The organism is Pedobacter sp. BAL39, from assembly GCF_000170795.1.
Taxonomy (GTDB): Bacteria; Bacteroidota; Bacteroidia; order Sphingobacteriales; family Sphingobacteriaceae; genus Pedobacter.
On the sequence record NZ_ABCM01000013.1, the window covers coordinates 55,194 to 79,543 of the forward strand.

General features: G+C 45.6%; 24 protein-coding genes. 7 read left to right on the plus strand and 17 right to left on the minus strand.

The annotated features are described in order from the left end of the window. Positions 1-42: 42 nt before the first annotated feature. From PBAL39_RS16455 to PBAL39_RS16470, 4 genes are all read right to left on the minus strand, one after another. On the minus strand, positions 43-2,337 hold the full coding sequence (locus PBAL39_RS16455; RefSeq protein ID WP_008243518.1) for a GH92 family glycosyl hydrolase: 2,295 nt from the start codon (positions 2,335-2,337) through the stop codon (positions 43-45). A gap of 117 nt (positions 2,338-2,454) precedes the next feature. Then, complete coding sequence (locus tag PBAL39_RS16460) at positions 2,455-3,108, minus strand: hypothetical protein (RefSeq protein WP_008243519.1); 654 nt, start codon at positions 3,106-3,108, stop codon at positions 2,455-2,457. A gap of 92 nt (positions 3,109-3,200) precedes the next feature. Further along, positions 3,201-3,593, minus strand: coding sequence for a group III truncated hemoglobin (locus PBAL39_RS16465; RefSeq protein WP_008243520.1), 393 nt, complete (start codon positions 3,591-3,593; stop codon positions 3,201-3,203). A gap of 138 nt (positions 3,594-3,731) precedes the next feature. Further along, entirely contained in the window at positions 3,732-4,076 is a 345-nt protein-coding gene (locus tag PBAL39_RS16470; RefSeq protein WP_008243521.1) for a hypothetical protein, read from the minus strand. Between the two features lie 275 nt (positions 4,077-4,351). On the opposite strand from PBAL39_RS16470, the gene PBAL39_RS16475 reads away from it, so the two are divergent. Then, positions 4,352-6,571, plus strand: coding sequence for a catalase (locus PBAL39_RS16475; RefSeq protein ID WP_008243522.1), 2,220 nt, complete (start codon positions 4,352-4,354; stop codon positions 6,569-6,571). Between the two features lie 96 nt (positions 6,572-6,667). On the opposite strand, the gene PBAL39_RS16480 is transcribed toward PBAL39_RS16475, so the two are convergent. The 7 genes from PBAL39_RS16480 to PBAL39_RS16510 are packed head-to-tail and all read right to left on the minus strand — an operon-like array spanning position 6,668 to position 11,569. Next, positions 6,668-7,162 carry an ankyrin repeat domain-containing protein gene (locus tag PBAL39_RS16480; RefSeq protein WP_008243523.1) on the minus strand — a complete coding sequence of 165 codons (495 nt, stop codon included), beginning with the start codon at positions 7,160-7,162 and terminating at the stop codon, positions 6,668-6,670. Between the two features lie 10 nt (positions 7,163-7,172). Next, a complete protein-coding gene (locus tag PBAL39_RS16485; protein ID WP_008243524.1) occupies positions 7,173-7,628 on the minus strand; it encodes a PA2169 family four-helix-bundle protein in 456 nt (151 codons plus the stop codon). Between the two features lie 50 nt (positions 7,629-7,678). After that, positions 7,679-8,902, minus strand: coding sequence for a sensor histidine kinase (locus tag PBAL39_RS16490; protein ID WP_008243526.1), 1,224 nt, complete (start codon positions 8,900-8,902; stop codon positions 7,679-7,681). Position 8,903: 1 nt separating this feature from the next. Then, positions 8,904-9,911, minus strand: a complete 1,008-nt coding sequence (locus PBAL39_RS16495) for a serine/threonine protein kinase (RefSeq protein WP_008243528.1) — start codon at positions 9,909-9,911, stop codon at positions 8,904-8,906. Further along, positions 9,904-10,347, minus strand: a complete 444-nt coding sequence (locus tag PBAL39_RS16500) for an anti-sigma regulatory factor (protein ID WP_232282973.1) — start codon at positions 10,345-10,347, stop codon at positions 9,904-9,906. Before PBAL39_RS16500 ends, PBAL39_RS16495 begins: the two co-directional genes overlap by 8 nt. Next, positions 10,298-10,699: an STAS domain-containing protein gene (locus PBAL39_RS16505; RefSeq protein ID WP_039866866.1), complete on the minus strand. Its 402-nt coding sequence runs from the start codon at positions 10,697-10,699 to the stop codon at positions 10,298-10,300. Before PBAL39_RS16505 ends, PBAL39_RS16500 begins: the two co-directional genes overlap by 50 nt. Positions 10,700-10,708: 9 nt before the next feature. After that, positions 10,709-11,569, minus strand: a complete 861-nt coding sequence (locus PBAL39_RS16510) for an STAS domain-containing protein (RefSeq protein ID WP_039866903.1) — start codon at positions 11,567-11,569, stop codon at positions 10,709-10,711. A 489-nt stretch (positions 11,570-12,058) separates the two neighbouring features. On the opposite strand from PBAL39_RS16510, the gene PBAL39_RS16515 reads away from it, so the two are divergent. After that, positions 12,059-12,643, plus strand: coding sequence for a ferritin-like domain-containing protein (locus PBAL39_RS16515; RefSeq protein WP_008243544.1), 585 nt, complete (start codon positions 12,059-12,061; stop codon positions 12,641-12,643). A gap of 134 nt (positions 12,644-12,777) precedes the next feature. Continuing rightward, positions 12,778-13,182 carry a hypothetical protein gene (locus PBAL39_RS16520; RefSeq protein WP_008243548.1) on the plus strand — a complete coding sequence of 135 codons (405 nt, stop codon included), beginning with the start codon at positions 12,778-12,780 and terminating at the stop codon, positions 13,180-13,182. 86 nt (positions 13,183-13,268) lie between these two features. Here the strand turns inward: PBAL39_RS16520 and uvrA are convergent, their stop codons facing one another. The 4 genes from uvrA to PBAL39_RS16540 form a co-directional block, all read right to left on the minus strand. Beyond that, positions 13,269-15,794: an excinuclease ABC subunit UvrA gene (uvrA, locus tag PBAL39_RS16525; RefSeq protein ID WP_008243550.1), complete on the minus strand. Its 2,526-nt coding sequence runs from the start codon at positions 15,792-15,794 to the stop codon at positions 13,269-13,271. A 4-nt stretch (positions 15,795-15,798) separates the two neighbouring features. Next, positions 15,799-16,686 (minus strand): SDR family oxidoreductase, encoded by an 888-nt coding sequence (locus PBAL39_RS16530; RefSeq protein ID WP_008243552.1) that lies wholly within the window; start codon positions 16,684-16,686, stop codon positions 15,799-15,801. A gap of 102 nt (positions 16,687-16,788) precedes the next feature. Further along, positions 16,789-17,178, minus strand: a complete 390-nt coding sequence (locus PBAL39_RS16535) for a hypothetical protein (RefSeq protein WP_008243554.1) — start codon at positions 17,176-17,178, stop codon at positions 16,789-16,791. A 162-nt stretch (positions 17,179-17,340) separates the two neighbouring features. Next, positions 17,341-19,065 (minus strand): FAD/NAD(P)-binding protein, encoded by a 1,725-nt coding sequence (locus tag PBAL39_RS16540; RefSeq protein ID WP_039866905.1) that lies wholly within the window; start codon positions 19,063-19,065, stop codon positions 17,341-17,343. A gap of 187 nt (positions 19,066-19,252) precedes the next feature. Here PBAL39_RS16540 and PBAL39_RS16545 point away from each other — a divergent pair, with 187 nt between their 5' ends. Next, entirely contained in the window at positions 19,253-19,846 is a 594-nt protein-coding gene (locus PBAL39_RS16545; RefSeq protein ID WP_008243556.1) for a DUF1543 domain-containing protein, read from the plus strand. A gap of 506 nt (positions 19,847-20,352) precedes the next feature. On the opposite strand, the gene PBAL39_RS16550 is transcribed toward PBAL39_RS16545, so the two are convergent. Continuing rightward, the gene (locus tag PBAL39_RS16550) at positions 20,353-20,817 is read right to left on the minus strand and encodes a PA2169 family four-helix-bundle protein (RefSeq protein WP_008243558.1); all 465 of its coding nucleotides are present in this window, start codon (positions 20,815-20,817) and stop codon (positions 20,353-20,355) included. 201 nt (positions 20,818-21,018) lie between these two features. On the opposite strand from PBAL39_RS16550, the gene PBAL39_RS16555 reads away from it, so the two are divergent. The 3 genes from PBAL39_RS16555 to PBAL39_RS16565 all read left to right on the plus strand — a co-directional run bounded on the left by PBAL39_RS16555 (position 21,019) and on the right by PBAL39_RS16565 (position 23,803). Beyond that, positions 21,019-21,792, plus strand: a complete 774-nt coding sequence (locus tag PBAL39_RS16555; RefSeq protein ID WP_008243567.1) for a DUF72 domain-containing protein — start codon at positions 21,019-21,021, stop codon at positions 21,790-21,792. A 41-nt stretch (positions 21,793-21,833) separates the two neighbouring features. Continuing rightward, a complete protein-coding gene (locus PBAL39_RS16560; protein WP_008243569.1) occupies positions 21,834-22,781 on the plus strand; it encodes a YihY/virulence factor BrkB family protein in 948 nt (315 codons plus the stop codon). Positions 22,782-22,858: 77 nt separating this feature from the next. Further along, complete coding sequence (locus PBAL39_RS16565; RefSeq protein ID WP_008243571.1) at positions 22,859-23,803, plus strand: hypothetical protein; 945 nt, start codon at positions 22,859-22,861, stop codon at positions 23,801-23,803. Between the two features lie 52 nt (positions 23,804-23,855). Here PBAL39_RS16565 and PBAL39_RS24765 read toward each other — a convergent pair whose 3' ends face one another. After that, on the minus strand, positions 23,856-24,308 hold the full coding sequence (locus PBAL39_RS24765) for a MarR family winged helix-turn-helix transcriptional regulator (RefSeq protein WP_008243572.1): 453 nt from the start codon (positions 24,306-24,308) through the stop codon (positions 23,856-23,858). Positions 24,309-24,350: the final 42 nt, after the last annotated feature.

The following is a 24,350-nucleotide window of genomic DNA, read 5'->3' on the forward strand; positions in this document are numbered from 1 at the left end:
GCTGGCAATACCCGGCCTGAAAGCCAATGAAAATTAAACCGGTTATTTAATTTTTAATTCATCTGAGAACGAATACGGCAGATCCGATTCCTGAATACCTCTGTTTTTATTGGGTGTTGCAGACATCTCAAAACTAATATTCGCACCTTTCTGGAAGTCTCCATGTGTCAGATAGTTCTTCGTATAGTCCTTACCATTCAACTGCATCGACTGCACATAACGGTTCGACAGACTATTGTTATTGGAACTGATGGTGACCTGTTTACCGTTTTCCATAGATAACTTGACAGATCTGAACAAAGGTGATCCCAGCACATACTGATCCGTTCCCGGGCATACGGTATAAAATCCAAGAGCCGAAAGCACATACCATGCAGAAGTCTGTCCATTGTCTTCATCCCCGCAATAACCATCCGGAGCTGCTGTGTACAGTTTTTCCATGATGTCCCTTGCTCTATATTGTGCCTTCCATGGCTCGCCACCATAGTTGTACATATAAACCATGTGCTGAATCGGCTGATTCCCATGTGCATACTGCCCCATGTTCATCACCTGCATTTCACGCATCTCATGGATCATCGAGCGGCTTTCCATGCCCGAAGAACCAGGAACTGCAAACACAGAATCCAGCATGGCATTAAATTCACGCTTACCGCCCATCAGCGCAATCAGCCCTTTAGGATCGTGAAATACAGACCAGCTGTAGTGCCAGCTATTGCCCTCGGTGAAGTCCCTGCTCCAGTCTACCGGATTAAATCCAGTTCTGAACTTGCCATCCTCAGATTTGCCACTCATTAATTTAAACTCCGGATGGTAGAGGTTTTTATAGTTCATTGCTCTTTTCGCGAAAATCTCAATCTCTTTTTTAGGCTTGTTCAGCGCCTTTCCCAACTGATAAATCGTCCAGTCGTCATAAGCATATTCCAGTGTTCTGGCTACATTTTGGGTGATCTTGATGTCATTAGGGATGTAACCCAGTTTGTTATACTGCTCATAACCTACACGACCTGAAGCAGGCACTTTCGGGTGCACATTATTGGCTCCATGTTTCAGTGCTTCCCATAAGGTTTCCACATCATAGCCCCGGAGTCCTTTCAAATAGGCGTCAGCAACTACAGATGCGGAGTTGTTACCTACCATGATGTTCCTGTGCCCCGGACTGGCCCATTCCGGCAGAAACCCACTTTCTTTATAAGCGTTGGCCAATCCTTCCTGCATTTTTACGCTCATAGAAGGATACATCAGGTTCAGGAATGGAAACAGGCTCCTGAAGGTATCCCAAAATCCGGTGTCAGTAAACATGTAACCGGGCAGCACTTCACCATTGTATGGGCTGTAATGTACCGGCTTGCCTGCGGCATCAATCTCATAAAAGCTACGCGGGAACAACACGGAACGGTACAAGCAAGAGTAAAATGTACGCAGGTGGTCAATGTCATCATCCTCCACAGCAATCCTGCCCAATGTTTCATTCCAGCTGTCGGCACCCTTTGCCACCAGCTGATCGAAAGTATCGCTACCCAGTTCTTTCAGGTTGAGCTCTGCCTGCTGAGCGCTGATGAAGGAGGAGGCAATACGGGCATGCACCTGTTCTCCTTTTTTTGTCGCAAACCCGATGATGGCACCTGTATGGTCTTCTTTTTTCTCCAATGCACTGGCATCAATATTTTGCCCCCCTACAGCAGCCTTATAGCTGAAGGCTTTGTCGAAAACCACAACGAAATAGTTTTTAAAGTTTTCGGGTACGCCGCCACTATTCCTGGTACTGTAGCCGATGATCTTATTTTCGCCGGGAATAATTTTGATGTAGGAGCCTTTATCAAAGGCATCTACAACGACAAAAGAAGAGTCACTCTTCGGGAAGGTAAAACGGAACATCGCCGCGCGCTCTGTAGGGGTAACCTCCGTCACAATGTCGTGATCAGCCAGGTAAACCCTATAATAATGAGGTTTTGCAACCTCCGCTTTATGAGAAAACCAGCTCGCACGTTTGTCCTCGTTGAATACGGACTTACCTGTAACCGGCATAATGGAAAACTGCCCGTAATCATTCATCCATGGGCTAGGCTGATGGGTCTGCTTAAATCCGCGGATCTTATCCGCAGCATAGGTGTACATCCATCCGTCACCCATCTTACCTGTTTGCGGAGACCAAAAATTCATCCCCCATGGACGAGCGATGGCCGGGTAAGTGTTACCCGTAGACAATTCATACTTGGAAGAGGTACCTACAAGCGTACTCACATAGTCGACCGGCGATGTCTTTTGAGCAAAGACCGTCGTGATCGAACCCATGGAAAAGGCAATGATGCCCAGGAAACGGCTGGAAAAATTCATAGTTTATCAGTTAATAAAAAGCTTTATGCCGGGATTCCTTTGAATGCACGGCTTACAAAAGCTAAATTAACATTTCTTTTAATTTTCAGAGGAACTGTAACAGCATCGTTCCACCTGCTAATTCGATTTTTTATTCTTCAGGGAGTGCAGGTAGTCGCTGAAGCCAGCTTCCGGTTTATTCTCCTTCAGATACTCCCTGGCGAGAAGTCCGATCATTTCCGGTGTACTCTGATTGCGGTACATGCTTTCCAACAGCACTTCTTTCATTTGTTCATGACGCCCGAACTTATCCAGCAACAGCGCATACACACTATTCACAGCTGCATAATTGAAATCAAGGTATTTTTCAGCGCGAACAGTATATTTAAATGCTTCCTCATCTTTAAACAGCTGATCCAGTAGCTGGATATGGGTCACCAAAACCTCATGGTAAAAACTATAATTAAACTTAGCCGCCCATTGCTCCGCAGAAATATCCGCATATTCCAGAGGTCGGTTGACACCAAACTCCTCCAGTCGTTTTACGATCTGACTGGCGTGTGGATACAATTCCGCAGGTTTCACCTGCTTACTTTCGAAGGGACGCTGAACGAATTTCTGGTACAATGGAACCAGCTCATCATAAGACCGTGTATTGATGTAATTGCGGATTGCAGCAGCATCATTTTTTTTGTGATATCCCATAGGAAAGTTGGGCGGTTGCTGGGCATAACCCGAAAACACAAAAAAACCCAGCGACAGGAAAGCAATGCAAACACTAAGTATTTTCATTTGAATGCGATTAACCGAAGGATAAATTTACCAATCGCAAATGCATTTTGCTAGTTAAATAATGTTAAACTAACCTTTGTGCGACCATCAGCTCATACGATCACTTTACTGGCATCACCATTCTTATACTGCAACTTGCTAAGAAACAATTCAGCCATGATCTCCGACCTATTGATGGCCTCGACACTCTTCTCCCCCTCAAAGTTGGCCTCTATCGTTTCCCTGAACAGGAATAACCAACGCTCGAAATGCCCTTTCTCAATCTTCAAAGGTGCATGTCTGGCAAAGGGATTGCCTTTAAATCCCGCAACTCCAAATAGCACAGCATTCCAGAAAGCATACATCTTCTCCAGGTGAGGCAACCAATCGCTAATCACGGCGCCGAATACCGGGGCGAGAAGATCATCCTGCTGGATCTTTCCGTAGAAATCGTTTACGAAAAATTTAATGTCCGCAACATTAACAATGTCATGCTTCGTTTTCATGTAACTTGTGTTCTGGGCAATGAATTTATATTTCCCAGGAAAAGGTTATTATCATTGAACTGATCATTCCTGATTAGGTCACAAAGTTAGCAGCCTTAAGGTATTTTCAGTCAAACAATAAAATCAGATCCCGCTTTTCTATGTGTGTTTTGGAAAGATCATCCTAAATACACCAAGTTTGTTATCGATTTCGAAATCAATAGAAATGCAATTATCTTTTTCACTGCCACGCGAGCCCCTTCGGCCTCCATGTCTGAAAAGCAACGTCCCGGTAGCACTATATGGATGATAGCTAAAATCAAGGATCTCCAGGTCTGATGCCGCGGTGACACCTTGCTTCTGATATGGGCGCAGCATATTTTGCAGAAGTTTTACATGCTGCTTATTCTGAAGCACAAAATCCAGAAAGTCCACAAACAGCCTGTCATCAGACAAATTTTTTGTCTGCTCCGGAACACGAATTTTTAACTCTGAATTGTTCATAATGTAATGATCTCCTATCCTTATCGCCTATCCTCATCCATCAATGATGGTATATTAAAACCGATTCAAATCCCAATTGGTTTTAGATTTCCCAAAAATCCGGCAAAATCAACATTCCTGGTGTCTGAACATAGCTCATGAGCCTCGTTTACACTGTTTATGTTAAGATGAGAAAAGTGAAACAAAGACAAAACCTGAATGTTTAAAAGACATCTGAAAGCTACTGCTCCACCTCTATATCATACATGGCCTAAAAATAAACACACCTACATCAAATGGCAAAGAAACAAACACCACCAAAAGAAGGCACGGAAGCTGTCATCGACAAAAAACTAACACCGCAGCCTGAGAACATCAAAACCGAAAAACTGGAGCCCCACACAGCTACGGCAACTGGTGCTCCAATGACCACCAATCATGGAGTAAAAATTAATGACGACCAGAACTCGCTGAAAGCGGGCGAACGGGGCGCAACGCTGCTGGAAGACTTCATTCTGCGCGAAAAGATTACTCATTTCGACCATGAGCGTATTCCTGAGCGTATTGTTCATGCTAGAGGATCCGGCGCGCACGGTATTTTCAAATTATATGAATCCCAATCGGCATTCACTAAAGCTGCATTCCTGAACGATACCACAGTAGAAACACCGGTATTTGTCCGGTTTTCTACTGTAGCTGGCTCAAGAGGATCTACAGACCTTGCAAGGGATGTAAGAGGTTTTGCGGTAAAATTTTATACGGAAGAAGGTAATTTTGACCTTGTCGGCAACAATATGCCTGTATTTTTTATCCAGGATGCCATCAAGTTCCCCGACCTGATCCACGCGGTAAAGCCTGAACCGGACAATGAGATCCCGCAGGCAGCATCTGCTCATGATACCTTCTGGGACTTCATTTCCCTCATGCCGGAATCAGCACATATGATCATGTGGGCAATGAGCGACCGTGCCCTGCCGAGAAGCTACCGGATGATGGAAGGCTTCGGTGTGCATACATTCCGCCTGATCAATGAGACGAATGAATCTTTTTTTGTCAAATTTCACTGGAAGCCCTTACTCGGTGTACATTCCGTGGCATGGGATGAGGCACAGAATATCTCCGGTAAAGATCCGGATTTTCACCGCCGTGATTTATGGGATGCCATTGAAGCCGGAGCATTTCCGGAGTGGGAGCTGGGACTACAGATTATCCCCGAAGCCGATGAGTTTAAATTCGATTTCGACCTGCTGGATCCTACCAAACTCATTCCCGAGGAACTCGTTCCGGTGCAACGAATTGGGAAGATGACACTCAACCGTAACCCGGATAACTTCTTTGCAGAAACAGAACAGGTTGCTTTCCATGTTGGTCACATCGTGCCGGGGATAGACTTCAGCAATGATCCATTAATGCAGGGCCGTCTGTTCTCTTATACGGATACACAACTGATCAGACTCGGCGGGCCTAACTTTCACGAAATCCCCATCAACAGACCCATCATTCCTGTACATAACAACCAGAGGGACGGACATATGCGCCAGACCATCAACAGGGGGAAAACAAGCTATAGTCCCAATACCCTGGGCGATAACGATCCGGCGCAGGTGAAAGTTGCAGATGGTGGCTTCAGCTCCTATCAGGAGCGGATAGATGCTAAAAAGGTAAGGGCAAGGAGCAAAAGCTTCTTCGATCACTTTAGTCAAGCACGTCTGTTTCTCAATAGTCAGTCTGCCCCGGAAAAAAATCACCTCATTGATGCATTAACGTTCGAGCTGGGGAAGGTAAAGACCGTCGCCATCCGCGAACGGATGTTGGGTATACTGAGCCAGATTGAGGAGCAACTGGCGAAACAGGTAGCCTACGGACTGGGACTTTCTGTTCCGAAAAAACCGGAACAGCCAATGAATAAAAGCATCCCTGCGGATGGTGATCCTGCAGACTACCAACCGCTTATAGTGGAAAGCAAACTGAAAAAATCTGAGGCCCTGAGCATGGCCAATACGGTGAAGGATAGTATTAAAAGCAGAAAAATTGCTGTCCTGGCGGCTGATGGTGTCAATTCATCCTCAGTGACGCACCTGAAGTCTGCATTGGAAGGAGCTGGCGCCGTGGTGGAAATTATTGCACCGCGACTGGGTTTCATCAGCGGTACAGATGGTGACAAAATCAATGTTGACCAAAGTTTCCTTACGGCAGCATCGGTGCTGTTTGATGCAGTATATGTACCAGGAGGCACAGATAGTGTAGCGGCAGTCGCAGCAGAAGCCAATGCCATTCATTTCCTGAATGAAGCATTTAAACATTGTAAGGCCATTGCTGCGGATGAATCCGCATTGCCGGTTCTCAAGGTTACCTATTTTCATGATAAACTACCGAAAGATAAAAACGCCGCCGGTCAAACGAAGGACGGCATCATCGTAGGAACAGATCCCGCTAAATTGGGAAAAGAGTTCATTGAGGCCATAGCACAACACCGTTTTTGGGAACGGGAGCCGGCACGTTTGGTCCCGGCTTAATACCTGAAACAACAACAACAACAGCCCTATAAAAAAACGGTCTGCAGCAGTGCAGACCGTTTTTTTATAGGGCTCATTAAAAGATTTGCATGCTCCTTAACCGGCCTTCCGGCCTTCATGACTTTCCAGCAAGGCGATAGCAGTGGTATTTCCCTGCTGTGCAGCAAGATCAAAGACCGACAATCCCCGGACATCCAGTACTGAGACATCAGCCCCTGCTGCAAGCAGCTGCACGATCACATCATTTCTGCCAAACATCGCCGCGAACATCAGGGCTGTCCCTCCATTGCCATGCTGAGCGTCCAGATTGGCACCATGGTCAATCAACAACTGTACAATTTCAATATTGCCTTTAAAAGCCGCCCCCATAAGCGCCGTGTTTCCGCCCAAATCCGATGCATCAATCGCTGATCCATTTTCCAGTAGTAATTTCGCTGCTTCATATCGACCGTTATAACAGGCGATAATCAATGGTGTATATCCTTTTTCATCCTTACTATTGAGGTCAGCATGTTGAGCGATCAGCTCCTTCAACACCTCCACTTCGCCAAGGCGTGCCGCGTGGATGGTTACTTGTGATAAATCAGTCATAACCGCAGGATTATTTCTCTAAACGCTGATGATAAGTCTCTATTTCTTTCAGGGCCTCAAGAATCCCCGTTCTCTGTCTTTGCAGCAGCTCAATATGATCGGCATGGTCCGCATAGTCTTCCAGACAGGCATCAAACTTTTCTATCGCTGCCTTTTCACCGGTTTCGATTGCTCCAAGTACAGCCGCATATTCCTTACTGCTCAGCCCCTGCTTGATGTCAATCCAGGCGCGGTGCAGGGTCCCCAGAATTCCTCCTTCTTCGTTGTCTGAATGACCGCCATGAACCGCAATATGATCCTTCAATTCTGTTGCATAAGCAGCACGCTGGGCTGCATATTTCTCAAATATGGCCCTTAACTCGGTACTTTCAGTAGTCTGAGCAGCATATTCATACCCTTCTTTACCATCATTGACGATATTTACCAATCCCTGAAGATCGGAGATGATTTCCTGATTTGTTTCCATAATATTTGTTTGTTTATAGAACGCCTCAGCGAAAAAAAGGTTTGTGATTTCTAAAGATCAGTGGATAATGGCAGACTGACCATTCCCTGATAAGGAAGTGTAAAAGCAAAAGTAGAACCCACCCCTTCCTCACTTTCCACCCAGATCTTTCCATCGTGGTCATTGATGATTTTAGAAGCAATGTATAAACCCATTCCCAGTCCTGCGTGAGTGGTGGTCACCTCCTTATTGCGGTAAAACTTATTAAAAACAGAGGCCATATCTTCCTTTGACATCCCAATTCCCTGATCGGTAACCGCAATCCTGACTCTCTGATCCTCCAGAATCCGGCAATCGATAGAAATAGAGGTGTGTTCCGGAGAGTATTTAGCTGCATTGCCCAGTAAGTTCGAAAATACCTGTTCCATTCTCAGTTTGTCAATCCATACCTCCACATCGGTAGAAAGAGAAATCGAAATCTGGTGGTTGGGAATGATGTTTTTCATTACCGCTACCATCTCCGTGATGTAGTCATTTAATCTGGTGTTGTCCATCGCATAGACCAGATGACCATTTTCTATCTTGGAAACATCCAGCAGCTGTTGTACCAGCATAGTAAGTTTATTTATCTGGTAGTCGATTTTTTCAACATATCCTTTCAAGCGGTCACTACATTCATCTTTAGATGCTTTCACCATCTGAATGTAGGCTTTAATGACTGTAATCGGTGTCTTTAGCTCGTGGCTGGCCACCGCGATAAACTCATTTTTCTTTTCATCAATAAAACGGGACCTACGGATTTCTTCTTCCTGTTCCCCGGCAATTTTATTGAGATTTGAATTTCTCTTTTTCAGGGATTCATATGCATTGATAGGCGCATCGTTCATAAAAAAGAGCTGCAGTGCTGCAACCTTTGCTTTATCAACTCTCAATGACCGGGGAATGCCTATTTTCATTTCCACCTGATTGCTTTTCTCGCCTTTGATAATATTAAATTCAGGAACAAGCTTTTGTGCATAATAAAAGCCTTCATCATTGTTGGAAAGTTCAATATCCTTCTCATAGCTGATCAATGCCATCAGACTGTACCGTTGGTTCTGTTGCTGCAGGCCTACCTCCAGCACACCACTATCCGTATGTTCGATCACGGACCTCGCAATCTCAGAAACTGCAGTTGCAAAAGTCGTCTGTGTAGCGATGGTCAACCCTAATTGTTCAGCCAGGCGCATAGACCTTTTGTGAGCCAGGATTAAGTCCATTTCATTTTCCAGCGAGATGGAGATTACGTTTATCATACTATTTAATTTTGGCAATGATGATCGACATATCGTCCGTTTTTCGGGCCTGGTCCTTATAAATTGCAGCAGCAAGTATGGTTTGGTCATGCTTATGAATTCTGGGATATTTGTTAAGCTCCCATCTGGTCTTGATGCCATCAGAAGAAAGAATAACCCTATTGTATTCTGTACCGGCATATTGCTGATCGTTCATGCTTCCAGGTATGTTGTGGCCCACAATGCCATTATAAGACATGTGATTTTTTAGTACCACCGGCCCCATGATCCTCGCGGCAATGTTTCCAATTCCGGCAGAGGTCCAGATCTTTGTGCGGTAGTCGAAGCACGTAATATTGATGACTGCACCTCTGGTTTTCTTTATTGCCGGATGAATATACCTCATTGTTTCTACGGGACTGTAATCACGGCAAGAACGAAAGGCGGCGGCGGCCTCATTTACGGCATGATTGGCTTCAGGACCGTGGCCAAGGCCATCCGCAAGCATCATCTTCAGGTATTTATCAGTTTGTATACATAAAAAGCCATCACCGCTGGTTTTCTCTCCCGGTTTTGCCACAACCAACGGATGCACCTCTACGATCTTTTTCTCATTTCCTTTTGCCTTATGATAAATTCTACTCAATACAATTGTTCCCCATTCTGGCTGCGAATACAGGTCGAAGGTATCAGATAACCGCTGAATGCTGCCCAGACCATGGCCTAGCGTGTTCGTTGTAGAAACACCGTCGAGCAGCATTTTTTCCGGATTTAGCATGCCAGGCCCATGATCTATACTGATCACCTCGATATAGGGATTCCCATTGTTTTCTATCAACCCCATCAGGATCTCACCACCATCGCCATACTTAAAAAGATTCGAGGTCATCTCGGCGATAACCAGATCCAGTGCGTTGAGCTTGTCAATACCCATTCCTGCATCCTCCGCTCTGCGATGGATCTCTTTTTTTAACAAAGAGAAATAACTGCGGTCGCTGGCCGCAAAGCTGATATGTGTCGCATCAACCATTTGCCCACTTTATAATAGTCACCACTGTGCCCTCTCCAACCTTACTTTTAATATTAAATTCGTTTACGAGCCTCTTCGTACCTGGCAATCCAAGTCCGAGGCTCTTGCCAGTAGAATAGCCATCTTTCATCGCCAGATCAATGTCGGCAATACCAGGGCCCTGATCAGTAAAGGTCAGCCTGATGCCATTGTCACGGCCACGGCTTACCACCTCAATCAGGCAGTTCCCCCCATCTGCGTAACGCAACATATTCCTGACCAGTTCACTTGCTGCCGTAATCAGACGCGTTTGATTCACGAGGCCCATTTTAATCTTCACCGCCATTTCCTTCACGCGGTTTCTGAAAAGAATAACGTCCTGCTCTCTGACAATCTTTACGGGATCCTTACTCAGAGACAGAATCATCTTCGTCCAGGTCTTCCTCCACGACTTCATCGATCATGGATTTGAGTAAGTTCATCCCTTTCTCTACATCCAGTGCCGTATGCACCCCTTTTAAAGGCAATCCAAGTTCAATGAGTGTAATGGCTACCGCAGGCTGCATACCCACGACCACCGTCTCTGCATCAAGTATTTTTGACATACTGGCGATGTTGCCGATAATGCGCCCCATGAAAGAATCTACAATAGATACCGCAGAAATGTCTATAAGGACACCCTTGGCATTGGTTTTATTCACCATCTGAACCAAATCAGCTTCCAATGTCAGCGCCAATCGGTCGTAAAGGTCTACCTGGATGGTTACCAATAAGAAGGAACCCATCCTAAGAATAGGAATTCTATCCATAATATGAGCTTATTTTTGTACGGAATTTATTTTTCTTACTTCGAGTCTCATCGTTTTAAATGCATAAGCCAATGCACTTGCCAGGGAAGCCTTAGTGATGATATTAGACAAATCAATCCCCAGGTGTACTACAGTTTGCGCAATCTCAGGTCTGATTCCACTGATGATACACTCAGCGCCCATCAGACGCGTTGCACTTACCGTCTTGATCAGGTGCTGTGCCACAAGTGAGTCTACCGCCGGTACACCAGAAATGTCCAGAATGGCAATGCTCGAACCCGTATCAACAATTTCCTGAAGCAGGTTTTCCATCACCACCTGTGTACGTGCGCTGTCGAGCGTTCCAATAATCGGCAGTGCAAGGATGCCATCCCATACACGGATAACAGGGGTTGAGATTTCAGTAATCTCATCCGTCTGTCTGAGAATCACTTCCTCTCTCCCTTTAATGAAGGTTTCAAAAGTAATGACACTCAGGTTATCCATGAGCCTGGTGATCTTCATTGACTCCTCAAAAAGAAGCTTAGAATCCTCGCCAATCTCTTCCTGAAGGACATTCAACAATGCCTCCTTAAGTGTAAACACGAAATTACCAGTTTCACGCGGACTGAAGCCCTGACGCGCCCGGGTAATCGAGATACCACTCAGAATTTCAATCACAGAATTCCATTCTTCAGACATCAGGTCACTAAATGATTCACCCGATAAATTGCTGACTAACGCGTCGATCAGTTCTTCAGACTGATACCTCAACTCCTCATTAGAGATCAAGTCCTCGCGCAAGCCTTCGTCGGACAGTTGATTGTTCATCCATTTTTCAAGGATGTTTTTCTTTTTGTTCTGTAGCAATTTATATGAATTAAGTGACATGGTGAATTGATATGCTAAATTTCTATCCTGTATGAATTTTACAATTAGTGTTTTCCTGCGAAAGATAGATAATGTTTTCATTATTTACAATGTTCATTAAAATCATAAAACAAATCAACAAAATAACTGTTCAACATAACCTGTTCAAGGCCAGTTTTCCACCCTCACTCTCGCCCGTTAGCATTTTCATAATGATATTTGCATAGCTCTCATACAGACCACCCATTCTCAAAATTTGTTCATAGAAAACACATTAATCGCTGGACTTTCCACGTTAACAAACACTCAAAAAAGTGTACTCAAAATGATTGAATCCTGATTAAAATCTATGGATTCCTGAACGCGCCAGTAACCAAAAATTCTTCGGTTTACAATTGTCAAACTATTTAAAATAAATCATAAACAATTACAATACCCAGCGGTTGTAGGTTACACAGCGCATCAGACGCTAAAAACTTGAATTACAAACACCTATTAAAAACAACAACTATGGCAACTACAAAAACTGCTGCAGCAAAAGCGCCTGCAACAAAAAAAGCAACCAGCACAAAAAAGACAGAAAGCAAAACCGGCAAAATGGAAAATTCAGAGTTTCATGAATTTTTCGTTGATGAACTGAAAGACATCTACTGGGCAGAAAAACATCTGGTCAAAGCACTGCCTAAAATGCAAAAAGCGGCGACAAGCCCTGAACTTGCAGAGGCTTTTGAAAAACACACGGAAGAAACAAATACCCACATTGCTACATTGGAGCAGGTCTTCACACTTCTGGACGAAAAGGCACAGGCCAAGAAATGTGATGCAATGGAAGGTCTGCTGAAAGAGGCAGACAGCATCATTGAGGATACGGAAGCCGGCACACTGATTCGCGATGCCGGACTGATCCTGGCAGCACAGAAAGTAGAACACTATGAGATTGCCACTTACGGCACACTGGTAGTATTCGCTAAAAACATGGGCCATACCGATGTTGCAGAACTCCTGCAGTTTACCCTCGACAATGAGAAAGCAACCGATGTGGCGCTGACCGGGGTGGCGGAAAGCTTTGTCAATGAACAAGCCGCTGCAGAATAATAATGATCAAAATACTGCGGTATCCGTAAGTCTTATGTATTGGCTTAGGGATACCGCTTTTTTAATTTCCCCTGTAAAACAGAGAAACGACAAAAAATAACTGAAAAGCTTGGAAATAAATAGCAAATTGAGTTATGGCAGTACTAGAATTAAAAGTTCCTGACGATCAGCAGCGGCAACTCATGGCGCAACCCTTCCTTTTAAACAGGTTTCTGGATGCGCTGCTGAACCATCAGGAAGAGGGGACATCCGAGCCTAATGTGCGGAAGCTCGCCCGGATGTTAATTCAATATCATTATGCAGAGGGCATCTCTCCGGAGATTTCTGAAATTGAAGTGACGGACTGCAAATTCGATACCGACACCAACCGGGGGGAGTTTGTCGTAGTTTACCTCGTCAATTCATACTTCAGCTGCTCGGCAGATGAAAAACAACATTTTTCCAACCACAGGATTAATTTTGAAATCAATGCTGATTATTCCACCGTTCAAATGATCTTTACAGAGGTACCTACCAGAGATACGTTCGAAGAGTTCTAAAGATCAAATAAAGAGTTCTGAAGATCAAATAATAGCAATGCACCAAATGGTTTCAATAGCTGCTGGTGATCAATAGCAGATATACACTAAATTGACCGATGTAAATGTTTTGCTAAAAAGGGAGCAGTCAGGCTTTCTTTAGCTTTCAGCAACATTTCAGGAGTACCTGCGGCGACAATCTTTCCTCCATTCATCCCAGCTAAAGGGCCAACATCGATGATCCAGTCGCTCTGCGCAAGCACTTCCATGTCATGCTCCACCACCACCACTGTATTTCCTGCTTCAACCAGGCCCTCCAGCTGTACCATCAACTTTTCTACATCAGAAGGATGTAGCCCTGTTGTCGGCTCGTCGAGGATATACAGGGTATTCCCATGCTGCGTGCGCTGCAGCTCCGTTGCAAGTTTTATTCGCTGTGCTTCCCCACCGGAGAGCTCTGTTGCAGACTGCCCAAGGCGTAGGTATCCTAATCCTACCTGCCTGATCACATTTAATGCATGATGAATCTGAGCGGCCTCTGCAAAAAACTCCCATGCTTCATCCACAGTCATGGCCAGGACTTCCGCAATATTTTTTCCCTGATAGCGTACTTCCAATGTCTGTGGATTGTACCGGGATCCCTGACAGCTGGGGCAGGGTGCGTATACGCTGGGTAGGAACAACAATTCTACCATGACAAATCCTTCGCCCTCGCAATTAGCGCAACGGCCTTTAACCACGTTGAAGGAAAACCTCCCTGCATCATACTTTCGCGATCTTGCCAATGGACTTTGCGCGAAAAGCTTGCGGACATGATCAAACAGCCCGGTATACGTAGCCAGGTTCGAACGCGGCGTACGACCGATAGGCTTCTGATCTACCACCACCAGCCTTTTGATAAGCTCCATGCCAGTGACAATATGCCCTCCCGATGTAACCACAACCTCCTGTTCCAGTAAATCTTCTTCTGCCTCAGCACCTTTATCCAGCGATAAACCCAGCTGGGCAGCAACCAATTCTACCAATACCTGACTCACGAGACTGCTTTTTCCTGATCCGGAAATCCCCGAAACGCTGGTAAATACACCAATCGGAAAGGAGACCTCAAGGTTCTGCAGATTATTTCGGCTTACACCTGTAAGTTTCAGCCAGCCTTTAGGAATGCGCGGTGTACTGTAAATCCCGGGACGGTCATCATAAATATATTGTCGGGTTAAAGATTGCGCTACCTGACGCAGCCCCTCAGGCGGACCGCTATATAGGATATTACCCCCAGCTTCTCCTGCCGCTGGTCCAACGTCAACAATCCAATCGGCTTTCCTGATGACATCTACCTCATGTTCCACCACAAACAGAGAGTTTCCGGAAGCCTTCAACCGGCCGAGAGCCCTTAGTAAAGCCTCTGTATCCGCAGGATGTAATCCTGCAGAGGGTTCATCCAATACATACACCACGCCGAACAGATTGGACCTGACCTGCGTGGCCAGTCGCAGACGCTGAAGTTCGCCAGGCGACAAAGTAGGGGTAGTTCTTTCCAGCGTCAGGTACCCTAAACCAAGGTCCAGCATCACCTGCAACCTCGCGAGCAGATCCTCCGCAATACGTTGCGTGACCATAATTTTTTCCGGATGCTCTTCCCCTTTTTTGCTTGCGACACCTGAATAAGGCGCAAAAACACTTTCCAGCTCCGCGAGGGACAGCCTGCTCATCTCTGCAATATCAAGTCCGGCAAATTTCACCGCCAGCGATTTTTGCTGGAGCCTCTTCCCCCGACACAGCGGGCAGTCACTGCTCAGCATGTATTGCGCAACCCGCTTTTTCATGAGCGCGCTCTGGGTATTCGCAAAGGTGTGCATGACATGCCTCCTGACACCAGAGAATGTGCCCATATAATCCGGCTGTTGTTTCCTGGCAATTGCCTGTTGTGTTTCCCTGAGGTTCAAGCCCGGATAAACGGGAAGCACAGGCTGCTCATCGGTAAATAGAATCCACTCACGCGTTTCCTTGGGCAGGTCGCGCCAGGGGATGTCTACGTCATACCCCATACTGGTCAGGATGTCACGTTGATTTTGTCCTCCCCATGCGGAAGGCCATGCGGCAATGGCGCGTTCCCGGATGGTCAGCGAATCTTCGGGAACCATCGACGCCTCCGTGACCTCATATACACGGCCAAGTCCGTGACATTCCGGGCAGGCTCCCTCAGGTGTATTTGCAGAGAATCCTTCAGCGTAAATGATCTGCTGTCCTTCAGGGTAATCGCCGGCACGGGAATATAACATGCGCAACAGATTGGCCAGCGTCGTGACACTACCCACGGATGAGCGTGTACTTACCGCACCACGCTGCTGCTGTAAGGCAACTGCTGGTGGAAGACCTTCAATTTCATCCACTTCGGGAATGGCCATCTGATTGAACAGTCGACGTGCATAAGGCGACACCGACTCCAGGTAACGACGCTGCGCTTCAGCATAAAGTGTCCCAAAAGCAAGCGATGATTTCCCGGAACCCGAAACGCCTGTAAACACTACCAACGCATCTCTGGGGATTTCCAGATCCACCTCCTTGAGGTTATGCGTCCGTGCTCCTCTTACCTTAACAAAACCATTAAACTCCTGCTTTCTTTTACCACTCATGCTTTTATATCGTAATTCTTCCGCCCGTCACCGGCAATGTGGCCCCGGAAATATAACTCGCCTCATCGGATGCCAAAAATACATAAGCAACGGCAACTTCTATAGGCTGTCCCGGTCTTCCCATTGGGGTGTCTTTACCAAAGTTCTCAGGCTCAGGCATCGTAGAAGGTATCAGTGGTGTCCAGATCGGTCCGGGTGCAACAGCATTTACCCGGATGCCCTTGCCTGCTTCGAGTAAAATCTGACTTAGATTGGCGGTAAAATTCTGTATTGCTCCTTTTGTAGCTGCATAGGGCAGCAGCAGCGGTGTTGGCGAATATGCATTCACAGAAGTGGTGTTGATGATGCTGCTTCCAGGCTTCAGATGGGGCTCAGCGGCTTTCGACAAGTAAAACATGGGGTGTATGTTGGTATCAAAGCTGCGCAACCACTCTTCGGTAGGGATCTCACTAATCTCCCTCCTTGCCATCTGGTAAGCTGCATTGTTCACAAGAATGTCAATACCTCCAAGCTCGGAAACGGCTTTAGCAATAATTTCCTTGCAATGTACTTCCTCACGGATGTCCCCTTTAACGAGCACAGCCTTCCTACCCGATTGCCGGACGTACCTTGCAGTTTCCTCCGCATCATGATCCTCAATGTCTGCTAAATAAGAAATCAAGACGTCTGCCCCTTCCCGGGCAAAGGCGATGGCTACGGCCCTTCCGATTCCCGAATCACCACCAGTGATCACTGCTTTTTTCCCTTCCAGCTTTCCTGATCCTTTATAAGATGTTTCACCGTGGTCGGCGATAGGTTTCATCTGCCCCTCAGTGCCAGGCACTTCCTGATCCTGCTTGGGAAACGGAGGAACGGGATATTTTGTGTGGGGATTGTTGTTTTGATCTTTCATATTCCTTTGTTTAATTTAAGATAGATATAAATTAAACAATGCGAATCTGAGAGAGTTTTTACAAATTCCTGGTATATGTGTTATCCGGCTATTGCAGGTTTTTTATCCAACGACCTTTCCGGGTTCCAGCCCTTCGCCTACATTTCCGGTAATTTTCAACAGGGCATGTTCCGGAGAAACAATAGATCCAAGGCCTTTAGCTGTGCATACCATGCCGTTGGAAAAATAAATGAGGTATTGCTGCCCTGGATTAACCGCATGTGCTTTTGCAAGGATATACCCTTCAGGATTGATCACCATTCCCTCAAAAGCTTCAGCATTGCTCTTCTGGGCGCGGGTATCGCAGGCAACGATCTTCACAGAAGATTTAACGGATTTATGAAGTGCCGCCTGGACATCGGATACCAGCTGCTCGGTACTGATCTGCTTACATTGAGAGAAACCATTCAGGTAAAAGCTCATGCAGAGCAGCAATGCAAAGGTCATTTTCATAAAATGCTATTCTTTAGGTGTTTATTTGTTGATTCGTTTAGGTACTTCCAATGGAAGTCGCGCTAAAGCTAATATTTTTTTGCGAAACATATTGCAAACACCCTGAATTCCATGTTGATTTTTACAGTGGTACTCAAAAGCACGCTAAATACCCGGCAAGGATTAGTCTTCTTGTCCGAAGATAGCCTTCAGCACAGTGGATGATGCCGCTTCGCTAAAGTCAATCCCCGAGTAATCAGGATTGTAGCCTCCAATATAGGGTACCGCCATGATGTAGATGCGCGGGTTGGAGATCCCTTTCTTACTAACGAGCTGAAATTGGTCATTGATGGCTATGCCGGGAACCCTCAAAAGGTAATCTCCATCTTTAGCCCGCTCCACCGTAGAGTTTCCTTGCTCCAGGAGCGCCTTTGCGACTTCGGCATCGCGGAAAGACAAGGTAGCAGGGCTAACCGTTCCGTCCTGAAGCAGGCCCTGAAAAGGAAAATCTTCATAAGCGAGGTGCGGCTGCCCGACACAATCGACAAAAGTTTGGTAATAGTTGCTGACCTTCTCCCCCGCTTCATCCTGATACCGATAGGTGGCCCCTCCTTTGCTTTCAGGAATCACTTCACTGTCTTCACCAACATCGTTAAGTATCAGTATGCCTGCGTCATAAAGCGCCATCAGATCGCGACAAGAGCTCTGCGGAACAAACGCAATGACAATAGAGATCAATGGCATCAACACCTTTTGTAAGCGCAACATATCTTCTGCCGAGAAATACTTCGCCGGATAGTTCATGGCAAAACTCAACACCGCCAGCATCTCCTTCCAATAGATGGAATCTTTAGCTGCGATCGATCGTTCTGCCTCCTGATATTCCAGCTTCAATAAGGTGAACGCATCCACACGCTCCCTGCTGTTCATCATTGCCTGTACAAAAGCCTCCAGGTCCATATCCTTGATCAGCTGGAAAAACCCGGGATCTTTATCCACAAACATCTTCTTGAAGTTTTTTTCAAAGATGTAATCAAGTGAGATAAAACCTCCGTTTTCCTCCCTGTGCTGATTTAATTCCTCCTTCGTCAGCAGGCCCTCCTTTCCAAGATGGGAATCTTCCAGGTGAAACCTCACTGCAGGCAGCATTCCATTACGGGAATGCATTACGATACGAAATGCCTGACTTTGACCTGCGGCCTTAAAATGCATCCTGCCATCCTGATCTTCCTCAAAGGTTCCATTGTTGCGCGCCAAGGTCCTGATGGCGTCAATTGCTGTCAGCGAAGATCCCTTAATGGCCACCGCATGGTTGAATACCTTCGCCAGCTTCTGGGGAGGATAGGGCGAATCAAAATATGCCGGAATTTTTCCCTCATTCTTCTTTGGCCAGTTGTGCCCCGTGCAGATCACTACCTGATCAAAGCTGCTCAGCCTGCTATGATCGGTCTCCACATTTACCGTTTGGCTTTCTGTGTCATCAAAAACATCAGTAACGTGAGTTTTTAAATGAACATGGGTTGCAATACCCTCCTCGGCCGCACGCTGTTGAAGCAGGTCAAACTGCGCTGCCAGATAGGCCCCGAAAAAAAGCCGTGGCAACACCTTATATTCATTAAAATTGTCATCATTGATGTTGAATTTCGTCAGTATATCTTTCGGAGCGGTCTTTACCCAGTCGGCAATGTCATTAAAAATGACAGGAATCTCATTGTCTGACACATTGGTGATGTGTTCTTCATTGGCCCCCTCGGTGCTGTACGGCATCCCCGCGCCAAGATATCCTTTACGTTCATAGATATGGATCTCGACATCACGCCGTCCGGACTCGACAAGCCTCTTGTACATAAATAACCCACCCGGACCACCACCGAGAATTGCAATGCGTTTTGATGTACGTTCTTTCATATTGGAAAGAGAAAATAAGATGTTCAAACTGAATAATGAATTGGTGAAAAGCTCCATAAAACGCAGATCACAGATCATATAATCATTAAATCACCAAATTGTTTTGAAAATGATAGCAGACATTCACCCGGCAGTTCAAACAATATGCAGGAGTTAAAAGTTACTTCAATATTCAATTTTTTAAGTTATGATGAACGAAACAACGGACAGTCATGGTCCGCTCAAACTTTACCAGGTTTTACTGGGGTCAAAAGCACCGCAAAGAAATGTCGAACAGCATGATTATTTTTTTGGCATTGCCAACTCCCTGAAAGCACTTATCCCCCAAATGCAGGCCTTCTGGCCCGAAGCCGGAAACAGCCTCCATGTTGATGGCTGGAGAGAGATCAACAATGTAGATGGTCATCGGGTCAGCGTCGTCCTTAAGGCAGATCATCCGGAAGTAACCACATCAGGAAAACTATTTTTCATCAACCTTGGCGGGTATCAGACTGGAAAACTGGAGGAACAGCACTATACCATATTGGCTGTAAAGGAAGATCGTGCCCAGGCGGTTCAGGATGCTAAGAAAACGGTGTTCTTCAAATCCAATTCTATCAAAGGGGCAAATTCGCACATCGACGAAAAGTACGGTATAGATGTTGACGATATCTACCGCATTGAAGACATCCTGAGCAGCGAGCTGAAAGAGAAATATCATATCGTCATTACTCCGGAAGAAAGCCTGCCGGAAGACGGAATCCAGTTGGGATATTTTAAGCTTGATAAGATTAAAGACTAATTTTTATCGCTCCGTTCGAAAGTTCCTGTATTGAAAAAAATATAATTACTTTTCAGACTCAAATCTTTGCTGAAGGGCAAATATTTGCAGGTCTTCAAAGCAAATTATTTTTTTTCTGCGCCTTGAACCATCTCTATCCGCATAGCGTCTTTTAAGTTGACGGGGTCCAGCCGACCCTCTTTCATTTTTAACACGCGTTTACTGTAGGTTAGGCCAGGCCTAGGGCAGGTTATAGGCAGCGCTAGAATGGACCCACGCTTCAGCCGCAATACATCCACAGTACAAGTACATAAAACGCGTAGAAACGTGGACTCAACGTGGATGTGTTGTGCATGTATTGTACTCCTGATACGGCCCTGGTATAGCCCTGACACCTACTTGGTCTATACGTGAATAAGCATGCCCGGCTGATGTCCGCATATCATGCGGCGTAGGACAAAAAAAGAGGTTGGTCATTTCGCAATGACTCAACCTCTCGATTTTTTTAACTGCTTTTAAGCGTTTAACTAGCTTACTGCTTTTGTGGCATCACGCAAGGCTTTGATGGCATCATGAGCACTACGGATCTCATCTGCCTGTCTGTTGATGGTAGCCAACGCCTCACCTGTAAGTTCTCCTTTTTCTAATGCCAGCTTGTAGGCTGCCTTAATGGCATCCTCACCACGCTCTGCTTCATTAAGAATGCTCAGGCGATCACTACCACCAAAAAGTGACTTCACATCAATCCAGGCGCGGTGTAAAGTACCGGCAACACTGTTGCCAGTTTCTACATCTTCACCATAACCCGCAACAAGTGCAGTCAGCTCCTGACTAAACTTACGGCTTTGGGTAGCATATTCCTGAAATACTGCTTTTAGGTCGATGTTTTCATCATTAATATCGGCAAGTGCTTTCTCAAACCCTGCAACGCGGTCGTTGTTGATCTCTGTCAAATCATTTAACACAGATGCTGCTTTTTCAATTGTACTCATAGTAGTAGATGTTTTAGGTAAGTACAACAACCTTTGTCTAATAGGGTTTTAAAAAAGTTAAACGTTAACACGGACGTAGTTGATGCCTGATCACCTACTGCTTTAGAAAAAACATTGCTTCATCAGCATAAAACCAATCCTTCAAAACGGTGTTAGCAAACCTTGAACAACGGAATGTATGCATGTAAATTCTGAAACATCATGAGTATAAGTGGAGAAAATCATATCGATCGTTTTTATACAGGAACCAGCGGGCTATTGTTACCGGTTCCCAATAAGGAGTTTTATCCGGAGGAATTCAAAGACAAAAGCCGGCTCCACTACTACGGATCGTTATTCAATAGCATTGAGGTCAACAGCTCTTTCTACAAAATGCCAATGGCTTCTACGGTCGTAAAATGGGCAGCGGATGTCCCGGAATCTTTCAGGTTTACGTTTAAGCTGTTCCGCGACGTCAGTCATGCCAAGGGCCTGAGCTTTGATCCCGCACTCGTTGCTGAATACATGCAACGGATCGACGGGGCCGGGGCAAACAGCGGAGCGCTGCTGATACAATTTCCAGGTAGCATTACAGCCATATATATACGGGAGCTGGAACATTTACTGATCACTGCCGGGGAATCAAACGAGCAGAAACAATGGCACATTGCAGTAGAGTTCCGCCACAACAGCTGGTATACGGAGCATACGCAGGAACTGCTTCAGAAATATGGTGCAGGAATGGTCGTTCACGACAAGCTAGCCAAGGGAGGACCTGACCTGGACCATGAAGCAGATTTTGTTTATCTCCGTTTTCACGGGCCAGGAGGAGACTACAGGGGGAGTTACACAAATGACTTTCTCTATGAATACTCTACCTATATCACAGAATGGCTACAGGATCAAAAAACGGTATACTGTTACTTCAATAACACCATGGGGAATGCAATTAGCAACCTTAATACCCTCAGGGAGGCTGTGTCAAACAATATTTGAAAACCATTCCGTGAAAAGGGGGTTGTATTTAACAAGATCAAATGATGATGGAACACAAAAAAATAACATTCAAAGGAATCTGGGAAGTACTGAAAAATGCCTTTACGGGATTTTCAGATCATAAGGTAACCAAACTCAGCGGATCGCTTGCTTACTATACCGTATTCTCCATGGCACCGTTACTGGTAGTGATCATTTCCTTATGCGGAATCTTCCTGGGTCAGGAAGCAGCACAAGGACAGATCTACAGTCAGCTTTCCGGTTTTCTTGGTCCGGACACAGCGGCACAGCTTCAGGAGATCATAAAAAAGGCCTCTCTAGGGGACAAGAGTACGGTTGCTTTTGTGATCGGCGTGGTTACCCTTCTGGTCGGTTCAACAACGGTATTCGCCGACATACAGGATTCGATCAATACCATCTGGGGGCTCAAGCCCAAACCTAAACGTGGCTGGCTTAAACTTCTCCAGAACAGGTTCCTTTCTTTTTCCGTCATCATCAGCCTTGGCTTTATCCTATTGGTCTCTCTGGGTATCACGGCTCTTTTGGATGGTTTCAGTGAAAGGCTTCAGGCGCGCTTCTCGGACATCTCTGTGATCTTTTTCTACATCCTGAATCAGGTCATCACGCTGGCTGTGATCTCGCTGATCTTCGGCGTAATCTTCAGGGTACTTCCTGATGCCATCATCAAATGGAAAGATGTAATATTGGGATCTATCGTTACGGCGGTATTATTTATGATCGGCAAATTTGGAATTTCCATTTACATCGGCCAAAGTGACGTGGGCAGCACTTACGGCGCTGCAGGCTCACTGGTGATTGTCTTATTGTGGACCTACTACTCCTCCATTATCCTCTACTTTGGAGCCGAATTCACCAAAGCTTATGCGATGGCCTACGGCTCAGAAATACACCCTTCACATTATGCGGTAACCACCAAGGAGATAGAGATCGAGACAGGAGGCAAATCTATACAAGAGAATCAAAGCTAAACTATATCGCTTAAGGAGCGCATCTGTGCGAACATTTTATACGTTATCTTTGTTGGTACGAATGTAATCCTTCATAGATGCAGTTGCAGAAATCAGTATCCCGGCGTGTAAAGAATTTTTGGCAACGTTACCAGGCTTTTGTATTGGGCCGTATGGAAAGCCGCCCTGAGGATCAGGGGAACAAGCTGGCAGACTGGCAGGATAAACTTTTTGCGAAGATTGTCCTCTATGCCTTACCGATCAGTATGGTGGCACTCATTCCTAGTGTGATCATGGAGTTTTTCATGTCACACCATAACTATGTGACCTTTGATTTATCAGCTATCATTGTTTTTACCATCATCATTCTCAACCCACGGGTCAGCCTCGTCCGACGCAGGATCGTCCTGGTGTCCGTAGTGATGTTTTTCGCCTCTATACAGATCCTGGTCCTGGGATATTATGTGATTGGTTGCATTTACCTGTTTGGGATCAGCATCTTTGTCTCTTTCCAGTTCCCGCCAAAATATGCCTACATGAGTGTTGCCCTGAACTTTATCATTGGGTTGCTGCCCGCGCATATGCTGTATACGGAAGCGCACTGGATTCCCCTCGTACAGGGCTTCACCTATGAAAGAATCATCATCTGTGCTTTTAACTTGCTTTTCCTGACCCTTGTTGTGGTGGTGATTATTCACCAGACCCTACTCAATTTTGAAAGAACGATGTTAAAAGAAACCATGTTTTACAAGGCACTGCAAAAAGAACTGGCCTCTGTTGACGAACTCAACGCCCGGTTAAAAGAGCAAAATGACAAGTTAAGGGAAATCGCTTTTATGCAATCGCACGTAATCAGGTCACCACTCACAAAAATCATCTCCCTATCGGATCTTATTGTCAGAGAATATGAAGACCTAAATGACCAGCCGCTGTTTGTTTACCTGGATCAGTCTGTGCAGGAACTCGACGATGTGGTCTGCCAGATCATCAAACACAGCGAAGAAGTGATGTCCGAAAATAAAACCCGCTGGCGCAACAAATAATCACAAACATTGATTCGTGATAAATTTCCATGTGCAGAAAGACTTATGAATACTATTCTTCTTCCAGCTGTTCAAAATAGTCGATCAGCTTCAACATGGAGTCGACCATTATCTCATAATTCTTTGCACCCAAAACCTTAATGTAATCCGTCTTGATTGTATCGGCGCCATCCTTAATTTTGCGGTAAAGATCCTTCCCGGGTTCAGTCAGGTGAATCATCAGCGACCTCGCATCCGACTCCCCTTTTTCCGAATAAACCAGTCCCAATGCTTCCAGCTCCTTTACATTTTTGCTGACTCCCTGCTTTGTCACTTTGATCTTATGGACCAGCTCATGGTTGGAAATACCCTGCTCACCTATCGCCATAAAATAGGGCATAAAAGTAATGCTAAAATCCTTCTGGGCAATTTGGGCCAGGTTTTTGGTGACATAACGATCCATTAAACGCTTCAGCAGATAGTTTATCCTGAACAGGACACGCTCGTTTCCCTCTTGATCTTCCATACCGTAAAATTACATTATTATAAATTCTATACCGAAAAAACT